The 18,316-nt window shown below is 66.9% G+C and carries 17 protein-coding genes; 9 read left to right on the plus strand and 8 right to left on the minus strand.

All coding sequences use genetic code 11. The features are described from left to right. Positions 1 to 11: 11 nt before the first annotated feature. Entirely contained in the window at positions 12 to 1,697 is a 1,686-nt protein-coding gene (locus tag QW845_RS20370; protein WP_315803327.1) for a methyl-accepting chemotaxis protein, read from the plus strand. A gap of 24 nt (positions 1,698 to 1,721) precedes the next feature. Here QW845_RS20370 and QW845_RS20375 read toward each other — a convergent pair whose 3' ends face one another. From QW845_RS20375 to mgtA, 3 genes are all read right to left on the minus strand, one after another. Next, positions 1,722 to 2,654: a DMT family transporter gene (locus tag QW845_RS20375; protein ID WP_315803328.1), complete on the minus strand. Its 933-nt coding sequence runs from the start codon at positions 2,652 to 2,654 to the stop codon at positions 1,722 to 1,724. A 117-nt stretch (positions 2,655 to 2,771) separates the two neighbouring features. Continuing rightward, positions 2,772 to 3,695, minus strand: a complete 924-nt coding sequence (locus QW845_RS20380; RefSeq protein ID WP_315803329.1) for a DMT family transporter — start codon at positions 3,693 to 3,695, stop codon at positions 2,772 to 2,774. A 147-nt stretch (positions 3,696 to 3,842) separates the two neighbouring features. Continuing rightward, positions 3,843 to 6,404: a magnesium-translocating P-type ATPase gene (gene mgtA / locus QW845_RS20385; protein ID WP_315803330.1), complete on the minus strand. Its 2,562-nt coding sequence runs from the start codon at positions 6,402 to 6,404 to the stop codon at positions 3,843 to 3,845. A gap of 210 nt (positions 6,405 to 6,614) precedes the next feature. On the opposite strand from mgtA, the gene QW845_RS20390 reads away from it, so the two are divergent. The 6 genes from QW845_RS20390 to QW845_RS20415 all read left to right on the plus strand — a co-directional run bounded on the left by QW845_RS20390 (position 6,615) and on the right by QW845_RS20415 (position 13,600). After that, on the plus strand, positions 6,615 to 7,883 hold the full coding sequence (locus QW845_RS20390) for an efflux RND transporter periplasmic adaptor subunit (RefSeq protein WP_315803331.1): 1,269 nt from the start codon (positions 6,615 to 6,617) through the stop codon (positions 7,881 to 7,883). Continuing rightward, the gene (locus QW845_RS20395; protein WP_315803332.1) at positions 7,880 to 9,106 is read left to right on the plus strand and encodes an ABC transporter permease; all 1,227 of its coding nucleotides are present in this window, start codon (positions 7,880 to 7,882) and stop codon (positions 9,104 to 9,106) included. Before QW845_RS20390 ends, QW845_RS20395 begins: the two co-directional genes overlap by 4 nt. Continuing rightward, the gene (locus tag QW845_RS20400) at positions 9,099 to 9,782 is read left to right on the plus strand and encodes an ABC transporter ATP-binding protein (protein ID WP_315803333.1); all 684 of its coding nucleotides are present in this window, start codon (positions 9,099 to 9,101) and stop codon (positions 9,780 to 9,782) included. The genes QW845_RS20395 and QW845_RS20400 overlap by 8 nt, the downstream gene beginning before the upstream one ends. Before the next feature lie 347 nt (positions 9,783 to 10,129). Continuing rightward, positions 10,130 to 11,422 carry an adenylosuccinate synthase gene (locus QW845_RS20405; RefSeq protein WP_315803334.1) on the plus strand — a complete coding sequence of 431 codons (1,293 nt, stop codon included), beginning with the start codon at positions 10,130 to 10,132 and terminating at the stop codon, positions 11,420 to 11,422. A 36-nt stretch (positions 11,423 to 11,458) separates the two neighbouring features. Next, on the plus strand, positions 11,459 to 13,108 hold the full coding sequence (locus QW845_RS20410) for a hypothetical protein (RefSeq protein WP_315803335.1): 1,650 nt from the start codon (positions 11,459 to 11,461) through the stop codon (positions 13,106 to 13,108). Between the two features lie 54 nt (positions 13,109 to 13,162). Then, entirely contained in the window at positions 13,163 to 13,600 is a 438-nt protein-coding gene (locus QW845_RS20415; RefSeq protein WP_315803336.1) for a DUF5413 family protein, read from the plus strand. Between the two features lie 28 nt (positions 13,601 to 13,628). Here the strand turns inward: QW845_RS20415 and QW845_RS20420 are convergent, their stop codons facing one another. Beyond that, positions 13,629 to 13,877, minus strand: coding sequence for a GCG_CRPN prefix-to-repeats domain-containing protein (locus QW845_RS20420; RefSeq protein ID WP_315803337.1), 249 nt, complete (start codon positions 13,875 to 13,877; stop codon positions 13,629 to 13,631). A 32-nt stretch (positions 13,878 to 13,909) separates the two neighbouring features. After that, a complete protein-coding gene (locus QW845_RS20425) occupies positions 13,910 to 14,155 on the minus strand; it encodes a hypothetical protein (protein ID WP_315803338.1) in 246 nt (81 codons plus the stop codon). Between the two features lie 260 nt (positions 14,156 to 14,415). Here QW845_RS20425 and QW845_RS20430 point away from each other — a divergent pair, with 260 nt between their 5' ends. Together QW845_RS20430 and QW845_RS20435 are read left to right on the plus strand one after the other, a co-directional pair. Then, positions 14,416 to 15,375, plus strand: a complete 960-nt coding sequence (locus QW845_RS20430) for an AraC family transcriptional regulator (RefSeq protein ID WP_315803339.1) — start codon at positions 14,416 to 14,418, stop codon at positions 15,373 to 15,375. A 63-nt stretch (positions 15,376 to 15,438) separates the two neighbouring features. Next, entirely contained in the window at positions 15,439 to 15,990 is a 552-nt protein-coding gene (locus QW845_RS20435) for a DUF4112 domain-containing protein (RefSeq protein WP_315803496.1), read from the plus strand. A gap of 100 nt (positions 15,991 to 16,090) precedes the next feature. On the opposite strand, the gene QW845_RS20440 is transcribed toward QW845_RS20435, so the two are convergent. The 3 genes from QW845_RS20440 to msrA all read right to left on the minus strand — a co-directional run bounded on the left by QW845_RS20440 (position 16,091) and on the right by msrA (position 17,966). Further along, on the minus strand, positions 16,091 to 16,375 hold the full coding sequence (locus QW845_RS20440; RefSeq protein WP_315733902.1) for a hypothetical protein: 285 nt from the start codon (positions 16,373 to 16,375) through the stop codon (positions 16,091 to 16,093). A gap of 396 nt (positions 16,376 to 16,771) precedes the next feature. Continuing rightward, positions 16,772 to 17,182 carry a peptide-methionine (R)-S-oxide reductase MsrB gene (gene msrB, locus QW845_RS20445; protein ID WP_315803340.1) on the minus strand — a complete coding sequence of 137 codons (411 nt, stop codon included), beginning with the start codon at positions 17,180 to 17,182 and terminating at the stop codon, positions 16,772 to 16,774. Between the two features lie 70 nt (positions 17,183 to 17,252). After that, entirely contained in the window at positions 17,253 to 17,966 is a 714-nt protein-coding gene (gene msrA, locus QW845_RS20450; RefSeq protein ID WP_315803341.1) for a peptide-methionine (S)-S-oxide reductase MsrA, read from the minus strand. Between the last annotated feature and the right edge of the window lie 350 nt (positions 17,967 to 18,316).

Consider the following 18,316-nt stretch of genomic DNA (forward strand, 5'->3'; position numbering starts at 1 on the left):
GAGTTCTTTGCGTGCTGCTGAACAACCTGAAGATTGCCCCCAAGCTCGCCATCGTCGTCGGCGTCGCGATGCTGGGCCTTGCCGCGGCCGGTACGTTTGCCGGCACTCTGATGCAAACGGAGATGGTCAATGCCCGCATCGAACAGTGCCGGGCGATCGTCGAGACCGCGCGTAACATGGCCCTCGGCCTCATCAAGGATGTCGAAGCCGGCAAATTGACGAAGGAGGCTGCGCTCGACGAGTTCGTCGATCGCGGGAGAACGATGACCTTCGACAAGGGCACGGGCTATCTGTTCGCCTATACGATGGACGGCAATGTGGTGCTGTCCCAGGATCCGAAGCAGCGCGGCTCGAACGTGATCGATTTCGAGCTCAACGGCCGCAAGCTCGTCGTCGAGCTGCGCGACGGCGTTGCCAAGGATGGCGAAGTCACCTTGCACTACGAATATCTGCGTCCCGGTCAGGAGCAGCCGACCCGCAAGATCTCCTATGCGGTGATGATTCCCGGCTGGAATACGTTCGTGGGCACCGGCGTCTATGTCGACGATCTCGACGCGAAGATGAAGCCGTTGAAATGGCTGATCTGGATGGCCTGCGCAGGCATCGCGGTCGTCGCCGGCGGGATCGCCTGGCTGATCAGCCGCAGCATCAGCGTGCCGCTCGATCGTCTCGGCGTCCGCATGCGCGAGATCGCCGACGGCCGGCTCGAGGGCGAGATTCCCGGTGTCGGCCGCGGCGACGAGATCGGCGGGATGGCCGCGACCGTCCAGATCTTCAAGGACAACGCGCTGCGGATGCGCGAGCTCGAGCAGGCCGAGGCCGCCACCCAGCAGCGCGCGGCCGCCGAGCGGACCGCGGCCATGCAGAACCTCGCAGCCGACTTCGAGCGCAGCGTCAATGGCATCGTCCGCTCGGTGGCGTCGGCGGCCGAGGGCATGCAGCACACCGCGCAGTCGATGACCTCGACCGCGAGCGATGCCAGCTCGCGCGCTTCGACCGTCAGCGCCGCCACCCAGAGCGCCAACGACAATGTCGGCACGGTCGCCGCCGCGGCCGAGGAGCTGTCGAGCTCGGTCAACGAGATTTCGCGCCAGGTCGCCCGCTCCAGCGAGATCGCGAGCAAAGCCGTGGGCGACGCGGAGCGCACCAATGCCACCGTTCAGGTGTTGTCGACCGGTGCCGAGAAGATCGGCGAGGTCGTCAAGCTGATCCATTCGATCGCAGCGCAGACCAACCTGCTGGCGCTGAACGCCACGATCGAAGCCGCCCGCGCCGGCGAATCCGGCAAGGGTTTTGCGGTCGTCGCTTCGGAGGTGAAGGCGCTCGCCAACCAGACGGCGAAGGCGACCGAGGAGATTTCGGCGCAGGTCGCGGCGATGCAGACCTCGACCCAGGATGCGGTCACCGCCATCAGCGGCATCACCCAGACCATCGCGCAGATGAGCGAGATCACCAATTCGATCTCGACCTCGATCGCGCAGCAGGGCGACGCGACGCGCGAGATCGCGCGCAACATCCAGTCGGTCGCGGCCGGCTCCAACGAGATCAGCGCCCATATCGGCGGCGTCACCAAGGCGGCGGAAGCGACGGGCATGGCCGCCTCGGAAGTGCTGTCGAGCGCACGTGAGCTCGACAGCCAGTCGGGCCTGCTGCAGCAGGCCGTCGATGGCTTCATGGCAAAGGTGCGAACGGCCTGAGGCGGCTTGGAACGGACCCCACGCTCAGGCCATCTTGGGGCCGCCCGTGCGCGAGGCGATGATCACGCCCGCGATGACCAGCGCATAGCCCATGAGGTGGAACAGCCTGAGCTCCTCGCCGAGCAGCAGGATCGCCAGCACCGAGCCGAACAACGGGACCAGGTGCAGGAACGGCGCGGCGCGGTTCGGTCCGATCAGGCTGATGCCGCGGTTGAAGAACAGATAGGCCAGCGTCGAGGCGAAGACGACGACGTAGCCGAGCGTCGCGATCGAGAGCAGGTCGGGCGCGAGCACGAACCCGGAGGAATATTCCCAGACCGCCAGCGGCAGCAGCAGAACGGCGCCGAGCGCCGTGCAGCACGAGATCAGCGACAACTGGTGCACCGCCGGCCGCCGCGTCATGGCGGCGGAGTAGAGGCCGAACACCAGCAATGCGCCCGCGAACATCAGGTCGCCGCGGTTGAACTGGATGCCCGCGAGCGCACCGAGATCGCCGCGCGTCAGGATCACCAGCACGCCGCTCAGCGACATCGCGATGCCTGCGAACTGGGCCAGGCTCAGCCTGACGCCGAACAGCAGCAACGACCACAGCGCCACGAACAGCGGCGTCGACGATTGGATCAGCAGCCCGTTGAGCGCCTGGGTGTATTGCATGGCCCAATAGGACAGCGCGTTGTTGATCGCGAATCCGGTCAGCGCCAGCAGCAGCAGAAGCGGCCAGTGCGCGAGCAGCGTGCGCCAGTCGCGCGCCAGGTGCGTGCGTGCGAACGGCCACAGCATCAGGAAGGTCCCGATCCAGCGGATGCACGACAGCGTCAGCGGCGGCACGTGCCCGGCGACGTAGCGCGCGAGCACGATGTTGCCGGCCCAGAACAGCGAAGCCAGCGTGAGCAGCACGTAAGGCTGGTTGTTGAGCCAGGCGAGCGGCGATGATGGCTTGATGTCGTCGGCGGGCAAGGGAGGCGGACGCTCTGGCGGGGGGAGGGCGCAAGGTGGGCCAAATCGCGGCGCTGCGCAATGCGCCGCCGGGGATTGGTGCCATGCAGGCAGGCGCCGTCGCCCGGGAGCAGCGTCTCACGTCGCCTGTTTGCGCGACGCCACGAACACGCCGGCCAGCACCAGGGCAAAGCCGATCACGTGAAAGATCTGCGGCTGCTCGCCGAGGAACACGAAGGCCATGATCGAGCCGAACACCGGCACCACGTGAAAGAACGGCGCGGCGCGGTTGGCGCCGATCAGGAGCACGCCGCGGTTGAAGCAGAGATAGGCGATCGTCGAAGGAAAGATCGCGACGTAGAGCAGCGACAACAGGTTCTGCGCGTCGAACGCCATGACCGGTCGCGCGTGGAGCTCCCAGATCAGCAGCGGAATCAGGCTTGCGGCTCCGCAGCCGAAGGTGAAGGCGACCATCGACAGGCCGTGGATCTGCGGCCGCTTGATCGTCAGCACCGAGTAGAAGCCGAACACAGCCATCGCCAGCAGGAAGATCAGGTCCCCTCTGTTGAAGCTGATGTCGGCCAGCGCGGTGGGGTGACCGCGCGTCAGGATGAGCAGCACGCCCACGAGCGACAGCACGATGCCGATCGCCTGCGCCAGGGTCAGGTGCACGCGCAGCAGCAGCATCGACCAGATTGCCACGATGAGCGGACCAGCCGACTGCAGCAGCAGGGTGTTGAGGGCCTGCGTAAATTCGAGCGACCAGTATTGCAGCGTGTTGAAGGCGCCGATGCCCGTCACGGACAATGCGATCATGATGCCGAGCCGCGACCGGATCGCGGGCCAGTCCTGGCGCAGCTGTTTCCAGGCGAGCGGCAGGATCAGCAGGAAGGCCAACGACCAGCGCAGGAACGACAACGTCACCGGCGGGATATGGCCGGCGGCGAGCCGGCCGACGATCGAGTTGCCGGCCCAGCACAGCGCCGTGATGCTCAGCAATACGTAGGGCTGGTTGGCGATCCAGCCGGGCGCGGCGGACGCGGTGCGGTCGGCGGCAGACATGCGGCGCTGTAGGACCCGGTTGATGCGCCGCGGCAATCGGCCCGGCGATCCCAGGCCGAAGTTTCTCCCCGGCTGTGTCGACAGACACCAATTGCAGCTGCCTATCAAGAGGGCAGATGCATCGCGACCATGCAGCGATGATCGTCTTCAGGAGCCGGCATGCGGGGCATGTCCACGGTGCCGTCGCCGGGGTCCGGATTGGACCGCGACGGATTTGAGACGCTCCGCACTCAGCAGATAGACGATGACGAGAGCGGCGATGGCCGCCAGCACGATGGCAGGCGGTGCAACGAAGCCGAACCAGGCGCCGGCCGGGGTGAAGGGCACGACCAGCGCGACGGCGAGCGCAGTCAGTGACGACGCCGTCAGCATCGGATCGGCGCGGTTGCTCCATGGCCGTCCGTTGGTCCGGATGATGAAGATGACGAGGATCTGGGTCGCCATCGATTCGAGGAACCAGGCGGTCCGGAACTCGTCGGGCGTCGCGTGGAACAAATACAGCAGTGCGCCGAAGGTGAGAAAATCGAACAGCGATGACAGCGGGCCCATGATCGCGGCAAAGCGCAGCAGCCGCTTCATGTCCCAGCGCTGCGGCCGCGCGGTGGCCTGCGGACTCACACGATCGAACGGGATGCCGAGCTCGGAGAGATCGTAGAGCAGGTTGTTGAGCAGGATCTGCGTCGGCAGCATCGGCAGGAACGGCAGCATGATCGAGGCGACCGCCATCGACAGCATGTTGCCGAAATTCGAGCTCGCGCCCATCCGCACGTATTTCAGGATGTTGGCGAAGGTGCGCCGTCCTTCCTCCACGCCGTCGGCGACCACCTCGAGATCGGAGGCGAGCAGGATCATGTCGGCGGCCGATTGCGCCACGCCGGTCGCCCCGTCGACCGACAGGCCGATGTCGGCCACCTTCAGTGCCGGCGCGTCGTTGATGCCGTCACCCAGGAAGCCGACGACGTGGTCCGAGGCCTGCAGCGCCTTGACGATGCGCGATTTCTGATCGGGGGCGAGCCGGCCGAACGCATCGGCCGAACGCACCTGCACCGCAAGCGCATCGTCGCTGAGCTCGGCGATGTCGCTGCCGGACAGCACGCGATCCGCTCTCAGCCCGACCAGCCCGGCCAGTCGCTTGACCACGACCGGATCGTCGCCGGACAGGATCTTCAGCGCGATGCCGGCGCGCGCAAGCTGCGCGATGGCCGCGGCTGCGGTCGGCTTGGGCGGATCGGCGAACGCGCACAGACCCTCGAAGATCAGCTCCTGCTCGTCATCGGTCTCGATCTCGCGCGGCACGCCGGTCCAGGGCCGTGACGCGATGGCGACCGTGCGCAGGCCCTCGCGCGCCAGCGCGTGGACGCGCTCGCGCATGTCGGTGCGGCCGCTGTCGTCGAGCGGCGCGACGGTGCTGCCCTGCCGCTGCTGCGTGCACAGTTCGATCACCGCCTCCGGCGCGCCCTTCACGATCAGGATCTGTTCTGCCCCGCGGATCGCCAGCACCGAGCCGAGCCGGCGCGAGAAGTCGAAGGTCTGCTGTCCGCCCAGTGTCCATCCTGCCACCTCAAGGTCCGCGCCGGCGATGAGCGCGGTGTCGAGCGAACCACGATCACCGCCGAGTGCGGCAGCGATCGCGCCGAGCTCCGCGGCTCGCGGGTCGTCGCTGCCGTCGGGCGCGATGCTTCGGGCCAGCGTGATCTCGGCTGAGGTCAATGTTCCCGTCTTGTCGGTGCACAGCACCGACATCGCGCCGAGATCATGGATCGCCGCGAGCCGCTTCACGATCACCTTGCGCTTGGCCATGCGGAGCGCGCCGCGCGACAGCGTCACGGTCGTGATCATCGGCAGCAGCTCGGGCGTCAGTCCGACGGCCAGCGCCACCGAGAACAGCAGAGAGTCGAGCACATCGCGTCCGAATACGACGCGCACCGTGAGCACGATCACGACCAGGGCCAGCGTCAGCCGCGCGATGACGAGGCCGAATTCGTGCAGGTCGCGCTCGAACGGCGTGCGGGCCTGCGCTTCGGCCAGCGCCGAGGCGGCAGCGCCGAACATCGTGTTCGGCCCGGTGTTGACGACGATCGCGACGGCCTCTCCGGTCTGGGCCACTGAGCCGCGAAACAGCACATTCGACGTGTCGTTCTCATCGCTGGGAATGCCGGCCTGTTTCGTCACGGGATAGGGCTCTCCCGTCAGCGCCGCCTCGCCGGCAGTGAAGGCCTTGCTTTCGATGATCAGCGCATCGGCAGGAACGATGTCGCCCGCGCGGACGCGCAGGATGTCTCCGGGAACGACGGCGTCGACGTCGATCTCGCGATAGGCGCCGTCCCGCTTGACCTCGGCCTTCAGGGCCACGGAGCGGCGGAGCTCCTCGGCCGCCTTGACGGCATGCCCCTCCTGAACCGTATCGAGCCCGATCGACAGCGTGAGGATGAGGACGATGATGGCGCCGCCGATCACGTCGCCCGTCACCATCGAGATGATGCCGGCCACCAGCAGGATCAGCGATAGCGGCTCGAGCAGGCGGCGAAGCACGGCGCGCATCGGCCCCACGACATGGGATGGGGAGTCGGCATTCCGGCCGTAGCGTTGCAGCCGCTGCCCGGCGTCGGCCCCGCCGAGGCCGTTCAGGTCGCAGCCCAGCGCTGCGGCTGCCTGCGCAGGCGACAGCCGCCAGAACCGGTGCAGGCCGGGGCTCGTATCGGTGCTCACATGCATCCGTTCATGTTCGTGGATGATTGGTGATGGTCATCTTGTCTGATTTGCATGAAGGATCGTGCGCCGGTTGACCTAGCGCAACATCCTGCTGCCGCGATCCCCTAGCTTTGCGGGCAATGCGCCGCGGGCTGACGGCCGCACCCGAGGAATGGATGGCGCCCGTCGCCGGGCATCATCCGCATTGACGAGTTTGTATTGAGGACCATGGCCGAACAAGCCGCAGCTCTCCCATCCCCCACCAAAGCCGCCGTTGGTCCGACCGTCCTGGCGGCGGTATGGGCGCATCGCTGGTTCGCTCTCGCCATCATCGTGCTGCTCGGCCTTGGCGGCTGGCAAAGCGTCCGCGTCATGCTTGGGCCTGCCATCGTCGTCGATCAGGTCCGGCGCGGCGACCTCGTCGAGACGGTCGTTGCCAGCGGTCACGTCGAGACGCCGTTCCGCGTCGAGATCGGCAGCCAGATCACCGGCACGGTCGAGGAGGTGCTGGTGCTGGAAGGCCAGCATGTCACCAAGGGCCAGCCGCTGATCTCGCTGGAGTCGCGCGAGCTGAAGGCTGCGGTGGTGCAGGCACAAGGGCAGGTGGCGCAGGCCGAGGCGCGGATGCGCCAGCTCGCCGAGCTGACCTTGCCGTCGGCGAAGGAGGCGTTGCGCCAGGTGCAGGCGACCTTGCTCAACGCCCAGCAGACCTATGACCGGACGTCGCAGCTGACCGGCAACGGCTATGCGACGCGCGCGGCGCTCGACGAGGCCCAGAAGACGCTCGACGTTGCGCTGGCGCAGAAGCGTGCCGCCGAATTCCAGGTCTTCACGGCGAGCCCCGGTGGCAGCGACTACGTCATGGCCGAGACGCAGCTGAACCAGGCGCGCGCCAATCTCGACACCGCGCAGTCGCGTCTCGGCTATGCGACGATCTCGGCGCCACGCGACGGCGTGCTGATCACGCGCAGTGTCGAGCGCGGCACCGTGGCGCAACCCGGCAAGACGCTGCTCGTCCTGGCACCTGCCGGCGATCTCCAGCTCGTCCTGCAGATCGACGAGCGCAATCTCGGCAAGCTGGCGCTCGGCCAGACGGCGCTGGCGTCGGCCGATGCCTATCCCGACAAGCGCTTCCCCGCCGTGGTCAGCTACATCAACCCCGGCATCGATATTTCCCGCGCGTCCGTCCAGGTCAAGCTGATCGTCAAGGACCCGCCCGACTATCTGCGCCAGGACATGACGGTGTCTGTCGACATCGAGGTCGCCTCCCGCAAGGATACGCTGGAGCTGCCGGTGCGCTCGGTTCACGACATCACCTCGGGACAGCCCTGGGTGCTCGGGATGAAGGACGGCCGCGCCGCCAAGCAGCCGGTGCGTGTCGGCATCCGCGGCAACAGCCATGTCGAGATCGTCGACGGCTTGAATGCCGGTGACATCGCCGTGCCCCAGAGTTCCGGCATCCTGACCGGCCAGCGCTTCCGTCCGGTGCTGCCGTGAACCGCTGGCTGCCATTCGAGTGGATCGCGGCGGTACGCTTCCTGCGCGAGGGCCGGCTGCAGACCTTGTTCATCATCGGCGGCATCGCGATCGGCGTCGGCGTCATCGTGTTCATGTCGGCGATGCTGGCCGGCCTCGAGGCCAATTTCATCAAGCGGGTGTTGACCTCGCAGCCGCAGATCCAGCTGCTGACGCCGGATCAGGTCGCGCGTCCCCTGCGCAACGACAATGGCGTGATCGAGGATGCCATCGTGCAGCGTCCGAGCCAGCGCGTGATCTCGATCGATCAATGGCCGAAGATCCGCAATCAGATGCTGGCGATGCCGGAGATCTCGGCGGTGTCGCCGACCATCTCCGGCTCCGCCCTCGCCATTCGCGGCGACGCCAGCCGCGCCGTGACGCTGTCCGGCATCGAGCCGGAGAGCTACTTCAGAATCGTGCGCGTGCCGGACTACATCGTCGCCGGCGAGCCGCGGCTGACCAGCGAGGACATCATCATCGGTACCGAGCTCGCCAGGGATCTCGGCGCCATCGTCGGCGACAAGCTCAATGTTCAGGCCGCCTCCGGCGCCAACCGCGTGCTGATCGTGACTGGCCTCGTCGACCTCGGCAGCAAGGGCGCCAATCAGCGCTCCGCCTATGTCGCGCTGCGCACGGCGCAGTCGCTGCTCGGCATGGTCGGCGGCGTCACCACGATCGACATGACCGTACGGGACATCTATGCCGCTGAGGACATTGCTCAGCGCATCCAGGCCGCCAATCGCGTCAAGGCCGACAGTTGGATCAAGACCAATGCCCAGTTCTTCACGGCGGTGCGCGCGCAGGCGACATCCAACACGCTGATCCGCGTGTTCGTCGCGCTCTCGGTCGCGTTCGGCATCGCCGCCGTGCTGATCGTCTCGGTAATCCAGCGCTCCAAGGAGATCGGGATCCTGCGTGCGATGGGCACCTCGCGCGGACAGATATTGCGCGTGTTCCTGCTGCAGGGCGGGCTGCTCGGCTTCGTCGGCTCGCTGTTCGGCGCGGCGATGGGCGCGGGTGCGCTGATCTATTGGCATGCGGTGCAGCGCCAGGCCGATGGCTCGGAGTTGTTTCCGTTGATCCTCGAACGCCGATTGTTCGTCATCACGGCCCTGCTCGCGACGGTGACGGGCCTGCTCGCCGCGACCGCGCCGGCGCTGCGCGCGGCCAAGCTCGATCCGGTGGTGGCGATCCGTGGCTGAGGTCCTGCTGCGACTGGAAAAGGTCTGCAAGGCCTACAATGTCGGGCAGCCGACCGAGACCGAGGTGCTGCACGATATCGACATCGAGGTCGACCGCGGCGAGTTCGTCGCGCTGATCGGCCCGTCCGGCTCCGGCAAGAGCACTCTGCTGAACATCGTCGGTCTCTTGGACCGGCCGACCTCCGGCCGGCTGACGATCAAGGGCCAGGATACTGCATCGCTCAATGATACCGAGCTCACCCATCTGCGCGGCCATACCATCGGTTTCATCTTTCAGTCTCATCTCCTGATCTCCGCCTTCACGGCCAAGGAGAACGTGATGATGCCGCTGCTGGTCGATCGCGGCTTCCCGGGTCCCGAGATCGAGGCGCAGGCCTCGAAGCTGCTCGACCAGGTCGGGCTGGCGAAATTCGCCGACCATCTCGCGAGCAACATGTCGGGCGGCCAGCAGCAGCGCGTCGCGGTGGCGCGGGCGCTTGCGATGAACCCCGATCTGGTCCTGGCGGACGAGCCGACCGGCAACCTCGACACCAAGTCTGCCGAGGCGGTCTTTGGCCTGATGCGCGACGTCAATCGGACGGTCGGCACGAGCTTCCTGCTCGTCACCCACAACCTTGATCTGGCCCGGCGCTGCGATCGCATCATCGAGGTTGTCGACGGCCGCATCCAGAGCTGAGCGCGGGCCGCTTCGATCGTAGATTCGCCGCCGTTCGGGTGCTCAATGGAACTGCCCGGCTCGATGCGCCGCCAGAAGCGCACGGCCGGGTCGCCCGATCCGCAGCCGGGGCGGCTTGAAATTTTGGGGCTTATCAAAGGCTTGGTGGCGCTGTTGTGTGCTCCGAAGGCCCGTTCTCGCTTGCCTAGCCCGGCGGCTTCCTTTATCCGGTGGATCGCCTCGCAAGCGAGCGGTCCTGGCCGCGATTTGGGCTGGGCGCATGGTTGGCCAGGCTGGCCCCGCATCGGAAGCGATTTCGTCCGAACCGATCGTGCTGTTTTGGATCTTGGCAGAGGAAAGAGCTGCGAATGGCTAACGTGGTCGTCGTCGGCGCCCAATGGGGTGACGAGGGGAAGGGCAAGATCGTCGACTGGCTGTCGGAGCAGGCCGACATCGTCGTGCGCTTCCAGGGCGGCCATAATGCCGGTCATACCCTCGTCATCAACGGCGCGACCTACAAGCTGGCGCTGCTGCCGTCGGGCGTGCTGCGCACCGGCAAGCTGTCGGTGATCGGCAATGGCGTCGTGTTCGATCCGCAGGCCTTTCTCGACGAGGTCGGCAAGCTCCAGTCGCAGGGCGTCGCCATCAGCCCGGACAATCTGCGCGTTGCCGAGAACGTCACCTTGATCCTGCCGCTGCACCGCGAGCTCGACGCGCTGCGCGAGTCCGCGAGCGCGGCGACCGCGATCGGCACCACCCGCCGCGGCATCGGCCCGGCCTATGAGGACAAGGTCGGCCGCCGCGCGATCCGGCTGATGGACCTCGCCGATCTCGATACGCTGCCGCACAAGATCGATCGCCTGCTCGCCCATCACAACGCGTTGCGCCGGGGTCTCGGCCTCGAGCCGATCGACGGCCAGCAGATCCTGCGCGAGCTGACGGCGCTGGCGCCGAAGCTGCTGCCCTACGCGGAGACCGTGTGGCGGCTGCTCGACATCAAGCGCCGCGAAGGCAAGCGCATGCTGTTCGAGGGCGCCCAGGGTGCGCTGCTCGACGTCGACCACGGCACCTACCCTTACGTGACCTCGTCCAACACGGTGGCGGCGCAGGCGGCGACCGGCGCCGGCCTCGGACCGGGCGCGATCGGCTACGTGCTCGGCCTGTGCAAGGCCTACACGACCCGCGTCGGACAGGGGCCGTTTCCGACCGAGCAGGACAACGAGACCGGCCGCAAGATCGGCGAGCGCGGCCGCGAATTCGGAACGAATACCGGCCGGCCGCGTCGTTGCGGCTGGTTCGATGCGGTGCTGGTTCGCCAGGCGGTGCGGACCTGCGGCATTAACGGTCTTGCGCTGACCAAGCTGGACATTCTCGATGGTTTCGACACCATCGAGGTCTGTACCGGCTACAGGCTGGACGGCAAGGAGATCGATCATTTTCCGGCAGGTGAGGGCGCGCAGTCCAGGGTCGAACCGATCTACGAGACGATCGAAGGCTGGAAGCAGCCGACGGCGAACGCGCGCTCCTGGGCCGATCTGCCGGCTCAGGCCATCAAATACGTCCGGCGCATCGAGGAACTGGTGGGTTGCCCGATCGCGCTGCTTTCCACCAGCCCCGAACGCGAGGATACTATTCTGGTCCAGAATCCCTTCGAGGCATGACGGGACCCGACAGCTGAGCGCGCGAATTGAGTTGATATGGCCGACTACTACCCGCTGATAGCCCGTGCCATTGCCGGATTGGACCCCAACGCTCCCGGGGAAAGCCGGCGTGCGCTTTACGAGCGGGCGCGGGCGGCGTTGATCGCGCAGCTGCGCAGCGTCCAGCCGCCGCTCAGCGAGTCCGAGATCACGCGCGAGCGGCTGTCGCTCGAGGAGGCCGTGCGCAAGGTCGAGGCGGAAGCAGCCCAGCGTGCCCGCGAGGCGCAGCGGGCGTCCAGTGGCGCCGCTCGCCCAGGTGATGCGCTCCGGCGGGCCGGTGCGCGGAGTTCGGATGCTCCGGCACCCCCCTCGGCTCAGCCCACTCCGACTCCAGACCAGGCCGCCACGGCCGCCCCCCGGCCGCGACCGGCGGCCCCGGCTGCTGCCCGGGCCGACCGGCCGCCGCTCGCCGGCGAGACGGCCGAGCTGCGTCCGGCGCGCAATCAGCGACCGGAAGCGCCGCCGGCTGCGGCTGGCGCACCAGCCGTGCCACCGCGGCCCCAGCCGCCTCAAACGCCTCCACAGGATGGGGCGGCGCCTCCCGTGCGCGAACGTCCGGCTGCCGCTCGCCGCGGTGCTCAGGACAACGGCAATCCGGCAACGCCGCCCGCCATGCGCGGCTTCCGCGACATCACCGCTGATGTCGACGATCTCGGCAAGGCCACCGCTCAGGCCAACCGCGCGGCGCGCAAGACCTACGCCAACGTTCCGGCCACCGATCTCGACCGGCTCGAGGGCGACGACGATGACCGGCCGCCGCTGCCCGAAGCGCCGTACTCCTATGACGAGTCGGTCCAGGAGGCCGAGCGCTACGCGCTGCCGGCCACCTCGACCCGTCAGCGTGGCGCCGCTCCGGATCGCGAGGGCAAGAAGAAGTCGGAGCGCAGCGGCTCGACCTTTCCGTTCAAGGCCGCCATCGCCGCCGGGATCGTGCTGATCCTGATCGGCGCCGGAATTCTGTGGGGCCGGCCGCTGGTCGGCATGGTCAACGGCCTGTTCAAATCTTCCTCGACGGTCGAGGCGCCGAAGGACACCGGCGCGCCGCTGAGCAAGCCGAAGATCACCGACCGCGTCGGGCAGTCGCCGTCCTCGGACCAGATCGCGCCGGTCGCGCAGCGCGTCGTGCTGTATGACGAGGATCCGTCCGATCCGAAGGGCAAGCAATATATCGGCTCGGTGGTCTGGCGCACCGAGCAGATCAAGGCGACGGCCACGCAGAAGGCCGACATCGCGGTGCGCGCCGACATCGAGATTCCGGATCGCAAGTTCAAGATGACGATGTCGTTCCGCCGCAACACCGACACGTCGCTGCCGGCGAGCCACACCGCCGAGCTCACTTTCATCCTGCCGCAGGATTTCAACGGCGGCGGCGTCGGCAACGTGCCAGGCATCCTGATGAAGTCCAACGAACAGTCGCGCGGAACGCCGCTGGCGGGCCTCGCGGTCAAGGTCACCGACGGCTTCTTCCTGGTCGGCCTGTCCAACGTCGATGCCGATCGCGCCCGCAACGTGCAGCTCCTCAAGGAGCGCTCCTGGTTCGACGTTCCCTTGGTCTACACCAATCAGCGCCGGGCGATCATCGCGATCGAGAAGGGCGCCCCGGGCGAGCGCGCCTTCAACGACGCTTTCGCGCTGTGGGGTGACTGAGGAATCAGCACGGGCTTGGCCCGGTCGGCGGGCCGATGAGGCAGGAGATTGGGCATGAAGCGATATCTCATCTTCGTTGCCGTAGGCCCGGCGCTGGGCGGCTTCGCGCTGCTCCTGGTCACGACCTACATGTCGGGTTATTGGACCAACACCAATCCGGGCGAAGTGGCCAAGCTGTTCAAGGTCTTCGTCACCTCGCTGCAATACAGCTATCTGTTCGGCTTCCTTCCGGCGCTGATGATCTGCGCGATCGACGACATCCTGTTCCACGTCAGGCGCATCGGGCCGACGTTGCGGATGCTGCTGGTGGGAGCCATCGCCTTCCTGCTCGCGGCCTTCAACTACGCCTCGCACGGCTCCGAATACGGCATCATCCAGTGGATCCTGTACGGGCTGGTCGGCTTCATCCCGGCGACGGTGTCATCGTGGCTGGTGCACAGATTCGTCGAGGAGCCGCAGCCGGCGGTCGCCACCGAGCCGCCGACTGCGTAAGCAAGCTGAACACACGAGCAGTTCGGCCCTACCTGCCGTTGCCGCGGCAGCGGCCGCCGGGGCCGATGTGAAAGCCGCGTGGGCAAGCGTGCGCCGCCGGATTGGCGTAGTTGCGCAGGCATCCGCCATAGGGACCGCGGTGCCAGCCAGGGCCGCAGCCGCCGGCGACCTGAATCACCTCCGGCTTGGATCCGGCGTCGATCGAAGCCAGCGGCATCGCAGATGCGCCGACGGTCAGAATTCCCAACAGGAGCGTGCTGGTGAGGATGGTTCGCATCGATGGTCTCCCTGGTTTGGTTTGCGAATTGGTCAGCCGCCCGCCGCGAACGCGATGCCGGCACGCACCTCGGTGATGGCCTGATCGATCAGCGTCAGCGCGCGCTCGCGATGGCCGCCCTTGTTCGGTGTCGCCTGAGCCAGCTCGGCTCGCGCCGATTGCAGCATGGTGACGGTCGCGGTCATGTGCGGCTGCGCGCCGAGCGCGTAGCCGATCCCGATGCAACCCGCGAGGGCGGCGCCGAGGCCGAGCTTGCGGGCCGCGGAAGACATGGTCATTTCAATCTCTCCTCGGACTCATGGCTGTTCGACTTGGAGGATACAGGCCGCAACGCATGTCGGCGTGCGTCCATCCGCATCGCTAGTTGAACCCGTTGCCGCTGTCTTGGACTCATCGGCATGAACGGTCGCGCGACTTGGACTGATCGGCGCTCCCGATCCGTCCTGATGAGCTTTGCCGACTTCAGCGGCCGTTCATCCCGCCGCTGCCACATTGATCGCGTTGCTTCGGAAATTCCTTTGCCTCGGATCTGATTTCGATGACCATCGTCAGGAAAATGCTGTCGACCGACATGCTGCCGAAAGGGCTCGACGACAGGCAGCGCTTCTTGTGCTTTGCGGAATTGTTCGAGCACTTCTCCAACACGGGCGAGCTCGATCCGGCCGAGGACGTGCCGTTTCGCGCCGTAATGAACGCCATCCACATCGGCACCACCCTGCTCGGGCGCTGCGACGGCACCTTCACCCGTGTCAGGCGCGAACGGCGCCAGGTGCTCGCGACCAACGACGACCGCTATTGCCTGGCGCGCAACGCCGGCAGTCGCGAGGCGATGGTCGTTCATCGCGGACGCGAGTTCGCTCTGCGGCCGGGGGCGATGGTGCTGCTCAAGCTCGATGAGCCGTTCTTCAGCGCCGATGGCGCCAATCACAAGCGCTTCGTCAACGTGCATCTGCCGATGATGACGCTGCGCTCGATGGTCTCCGGTGTCGATGACCTGGTCGGGCGCGAATTGGCGCCCGGCGGCGCGCTGTCGCTCGCGATGGACTACAGCGAATTGCTGCTCGCCCATCCCGCCGCGGCCGACGAAGCCGGCCCGGCGATCGCGCAGCATCTGCTCGATCTGGTGGCGCTCGGGCTCGGTGTCCGCGGCGACGCGATGCGCAAGGCCGGCCGCGGCGGCCTGCGCAGCGTTCGCCTTGCGGGGCTGCTGACCATTCTGAACAGCCGCTTTGCCGAGCCGGATTTTTCGGCGCAGAAGCTTGCGGCCGCGGCGGGCCTGTCCGAGCGCTACGTCAATGACCTGCTGCACGAGGCCGGCGCCGGCTTCTCGGCCCGGCTGAATGAGCTGCGCCTGCGCAAGGCCATGGACCTGCTGGCCGGTGGCGGACGCCGCATCAGCGATATCGCGTTTGCCTGCGGCTTCAACGACCTGTCCTATTTCAACCGCTGCTTCCGGCGCCGCTTCGGGCTGACGCCGACCGGCGCACGGGGCCGCTAGGCGAGACAAGGCGGCGGTTCGACGCAACTTGTGCCGGGCCCCGCGCGTTGCCATCTCATGGGTATGCAAGACCAGATGTCCACCTCGCCCCGCCGCGCATCGGGACGCGCCTCGCAGGCGCGCTTCAACGCCGATGAGGCGCGCGGACCGATCATCGACCAGGACGGACGAGAGATCCCGCAAGGGGCGTTCCGGTCCTCGTTCAATGGCGCCTTCGTCGGCCCGGATGGCGTGCGCTTCGATTTCAACACCGCCAATCCGTTCGGCAACCTGACCCGCGAGCAGCGCATCGCGCGGCTCGAGGCGGTGGCGAAGCTGCTCGACGTCGCCTTCGTCCTGCCCGGCACCAACATCCGCTACGGCATCGACGGCATCATCGGCCTCATCCCGGTGGTCGGCGACCTCATCGCGACCGCGCTGTCGCTGTGGCTGGTGCGCGAGGCCCGGGCGCTGGGCGCGCCCTGGCATGTCATCACGCGGATGCTGGGCAATGTCGCGGTCGAGGGCGTGATCGGCATGGTGCCGGTGGCGGGCGACGCCTTCGACGTGCTGTTCCGCGCCAACATGCGCAACGCCAAGATCCTGCGGCGGTGGCTGGATACCCAGCCGCGCTGACGTGCGACGGGACCGGGGCAACAAACGGACAAACAGACCCCCATGAAAAAACTGCCCCGCACGAGGCGGGGCAGGGTATCGAAGAATGCTCTGGCAGCCGTCAGGCCGCATCGGCGTCCGGCGCCTTGTCGACCACGCGGCGCGGCAGCGGAAACGCCTCGCTCTCATATAGGGTGCGGATGCCGTTCTGGTCGAAGCGGGCCTCCTCGACCTGCAGGTAGGCGCCATTCAGCGAATCCGCAGGCAACTCCTCCATGGCGAACCGCACGGCTTCGGCCGCGGTGCCGAACCGCCGATAGGCGAAACCCGCCCGCTTCTTCTTGCGGATGGCGGCGGGAAACAGTTCGGCAGAGGTGTTGAAGTTGAACGGACGCAGTGGACGCATGGTCTGAGACCTCTTCTTGTCGGCTGGAAGCGCTGACGCGAGCTTTCAAAACATTCAGCTTGGCAATGACGCCAGCGATTGCGGGGGTGGAGGGCGGGATTTGCCGCTCCAGGCGGCCCGGCCCTGCATAGTCAGTTACGACCCCTAATATAGGCCGATTTGGCAGAAATGCGAATCCTGCACGCTCACATCGTAAATCCGGCCCGCTGTGGGCCGCCTTGAAACATGCTGTCTTTTCAGTAGCTTAATTGATCCGCAACTTGTGAATGCAGGAGAGCCCGATCTGCACGGCTAAAATCTCACCCCTTGTGGCCGGTTTTGACCGCCCGCGCCTCGCCCGCCGCAAGCCAGCGGCCCCGAGTACCGTCGATGACGGGACCGGGGCCGGGCGTGCCATCAGCGCGGTTTCAGCTTCAGCGCCGCCGAGTTGATGCAATAGCGCAGGCCGGTCGGCCCCGGGCCGTCGGGAAAGACGTGGCCGAGATGGCCCGAGCATTTCGAGCACAGCACTTCGGTACGAACCATGCCATGGGTCGTGTCGGTCTCCTCGTCGACGTGGCTCTCCGTCGCCGGCCGGGTGAAGCTCGGCCAGCCGCAGCCGGAATCGAACTTGGCGTCGGACTCGAACAGGGTCTGGCCGCAGCCGGCGCAGACATAGGTCCCGGCGCGGTGCTCGTGCTCATACTCGCCCGAGAAGGGGCGCTCGGTCGCCTTCTCGCGCAGCACGGCGTACTGCATCGGCGTCAGCTCCTTGCGCCATTCCGCCTCGCTCTTGACGACCTTGTTGTTCGTCTTGGTGTCGCTCATCCTGTGGTCCTCCAGGCGGACCCGTATGGTCCGCCCCTGTCATGGCGCTGGTCGGGCCGAACGCGACGCCTCAGTTCGTCGCCTTGGCGTCCCGGACCAGCGTCGGCTTGTCGATGTAGTTCTCGGCAAATATCTTCTTCAGATTGTCGATCTTCGGCAGGTCGTTATAGGCGATATAGGGTTGGCTGGGGTGCAGCGTCAGGTAGTCCTGGTGGTAGTCCTCGGCCGGATAGAACGCCTCGAGCTTGCCGATCTTGGTGACGATCGGCTTGCCGAACACCTTGGCCTTGTCGAGCTGCGCGATGTAGGCCTCGGCGACCTTCTTCTGCGCCTCCGAGGTGGTGAAGATCGCCGAGCGATATTGCGTTCCGCTGTCCGGGCCCTGGCGGTTCAACTGGGTCGGATCGTGCACCACCGAGAAGAAGATCTGCAGGATCTTGCCGTAGGAGATCTTTTTCGGATCGTATTTGATCTGGACCGATTCCGCGTGGCCGGTGGTGCCGCTCGACACCGTGCGGTAGTCGGCCGTGGCCTTGGTGCCGCCCGCATAGCCGGAGACCGCGCTGACCACGCCCGCGGTGTGCTGGTAGACGCCCTGGACGCCCCAGAAGCAGCCGCCGGCGACCACAGCGGTTTCCAGTCCGTCGGAGGCCGGCTGGTCCTGGGCCGGCGGCGGGATCACAACGGCCTGCTCGGCGGCATGCAGCGGCTGCCAGGCCAGGATGCCGGCCGCCATCGCACCGAGCACGGCTGTCTTGACGAAAAGGGAGCGGGTGAGGCGCATCTTCGGATCCTCGTGAGGGGTGGCTTGTCTCGTCTCGCCGGCCGGAAACACTGGCCCGGTCCGGCCTCTGCTGCAAGATACGTCGGTGCCCGGCCCGCGTTACGGGGGACGTGACACGACTGCGTGAACAGGCGGGGGGCGGCGGCACGTGCGCAATCGCCCAATGGATGCCGGGACGACGCTGGGAGTTGTGGCGAGACCGTTCCAGGCATGACGATGTGGTCTCGCGGCCCGAATTGCCCGAGGGATGCCGGTTCATCGGCCCTCCGAAGTGGAGGGCGCAGGGAAGGCCGGACCTCGACTGAGGCCCGTGGCCCGCCTGCTTAAAAAATGCAGGCGGCAGGTACCAC

This window comes from Bradyrhizobium sp. SZCCHNS3002, from assembly GCF_032377435.1.
GTDB lineage: Bacteria > Pseudomonadota > Alphaproteobacteria > Rhizobiales > Xanthobacteraceae > Bradyrhizobium.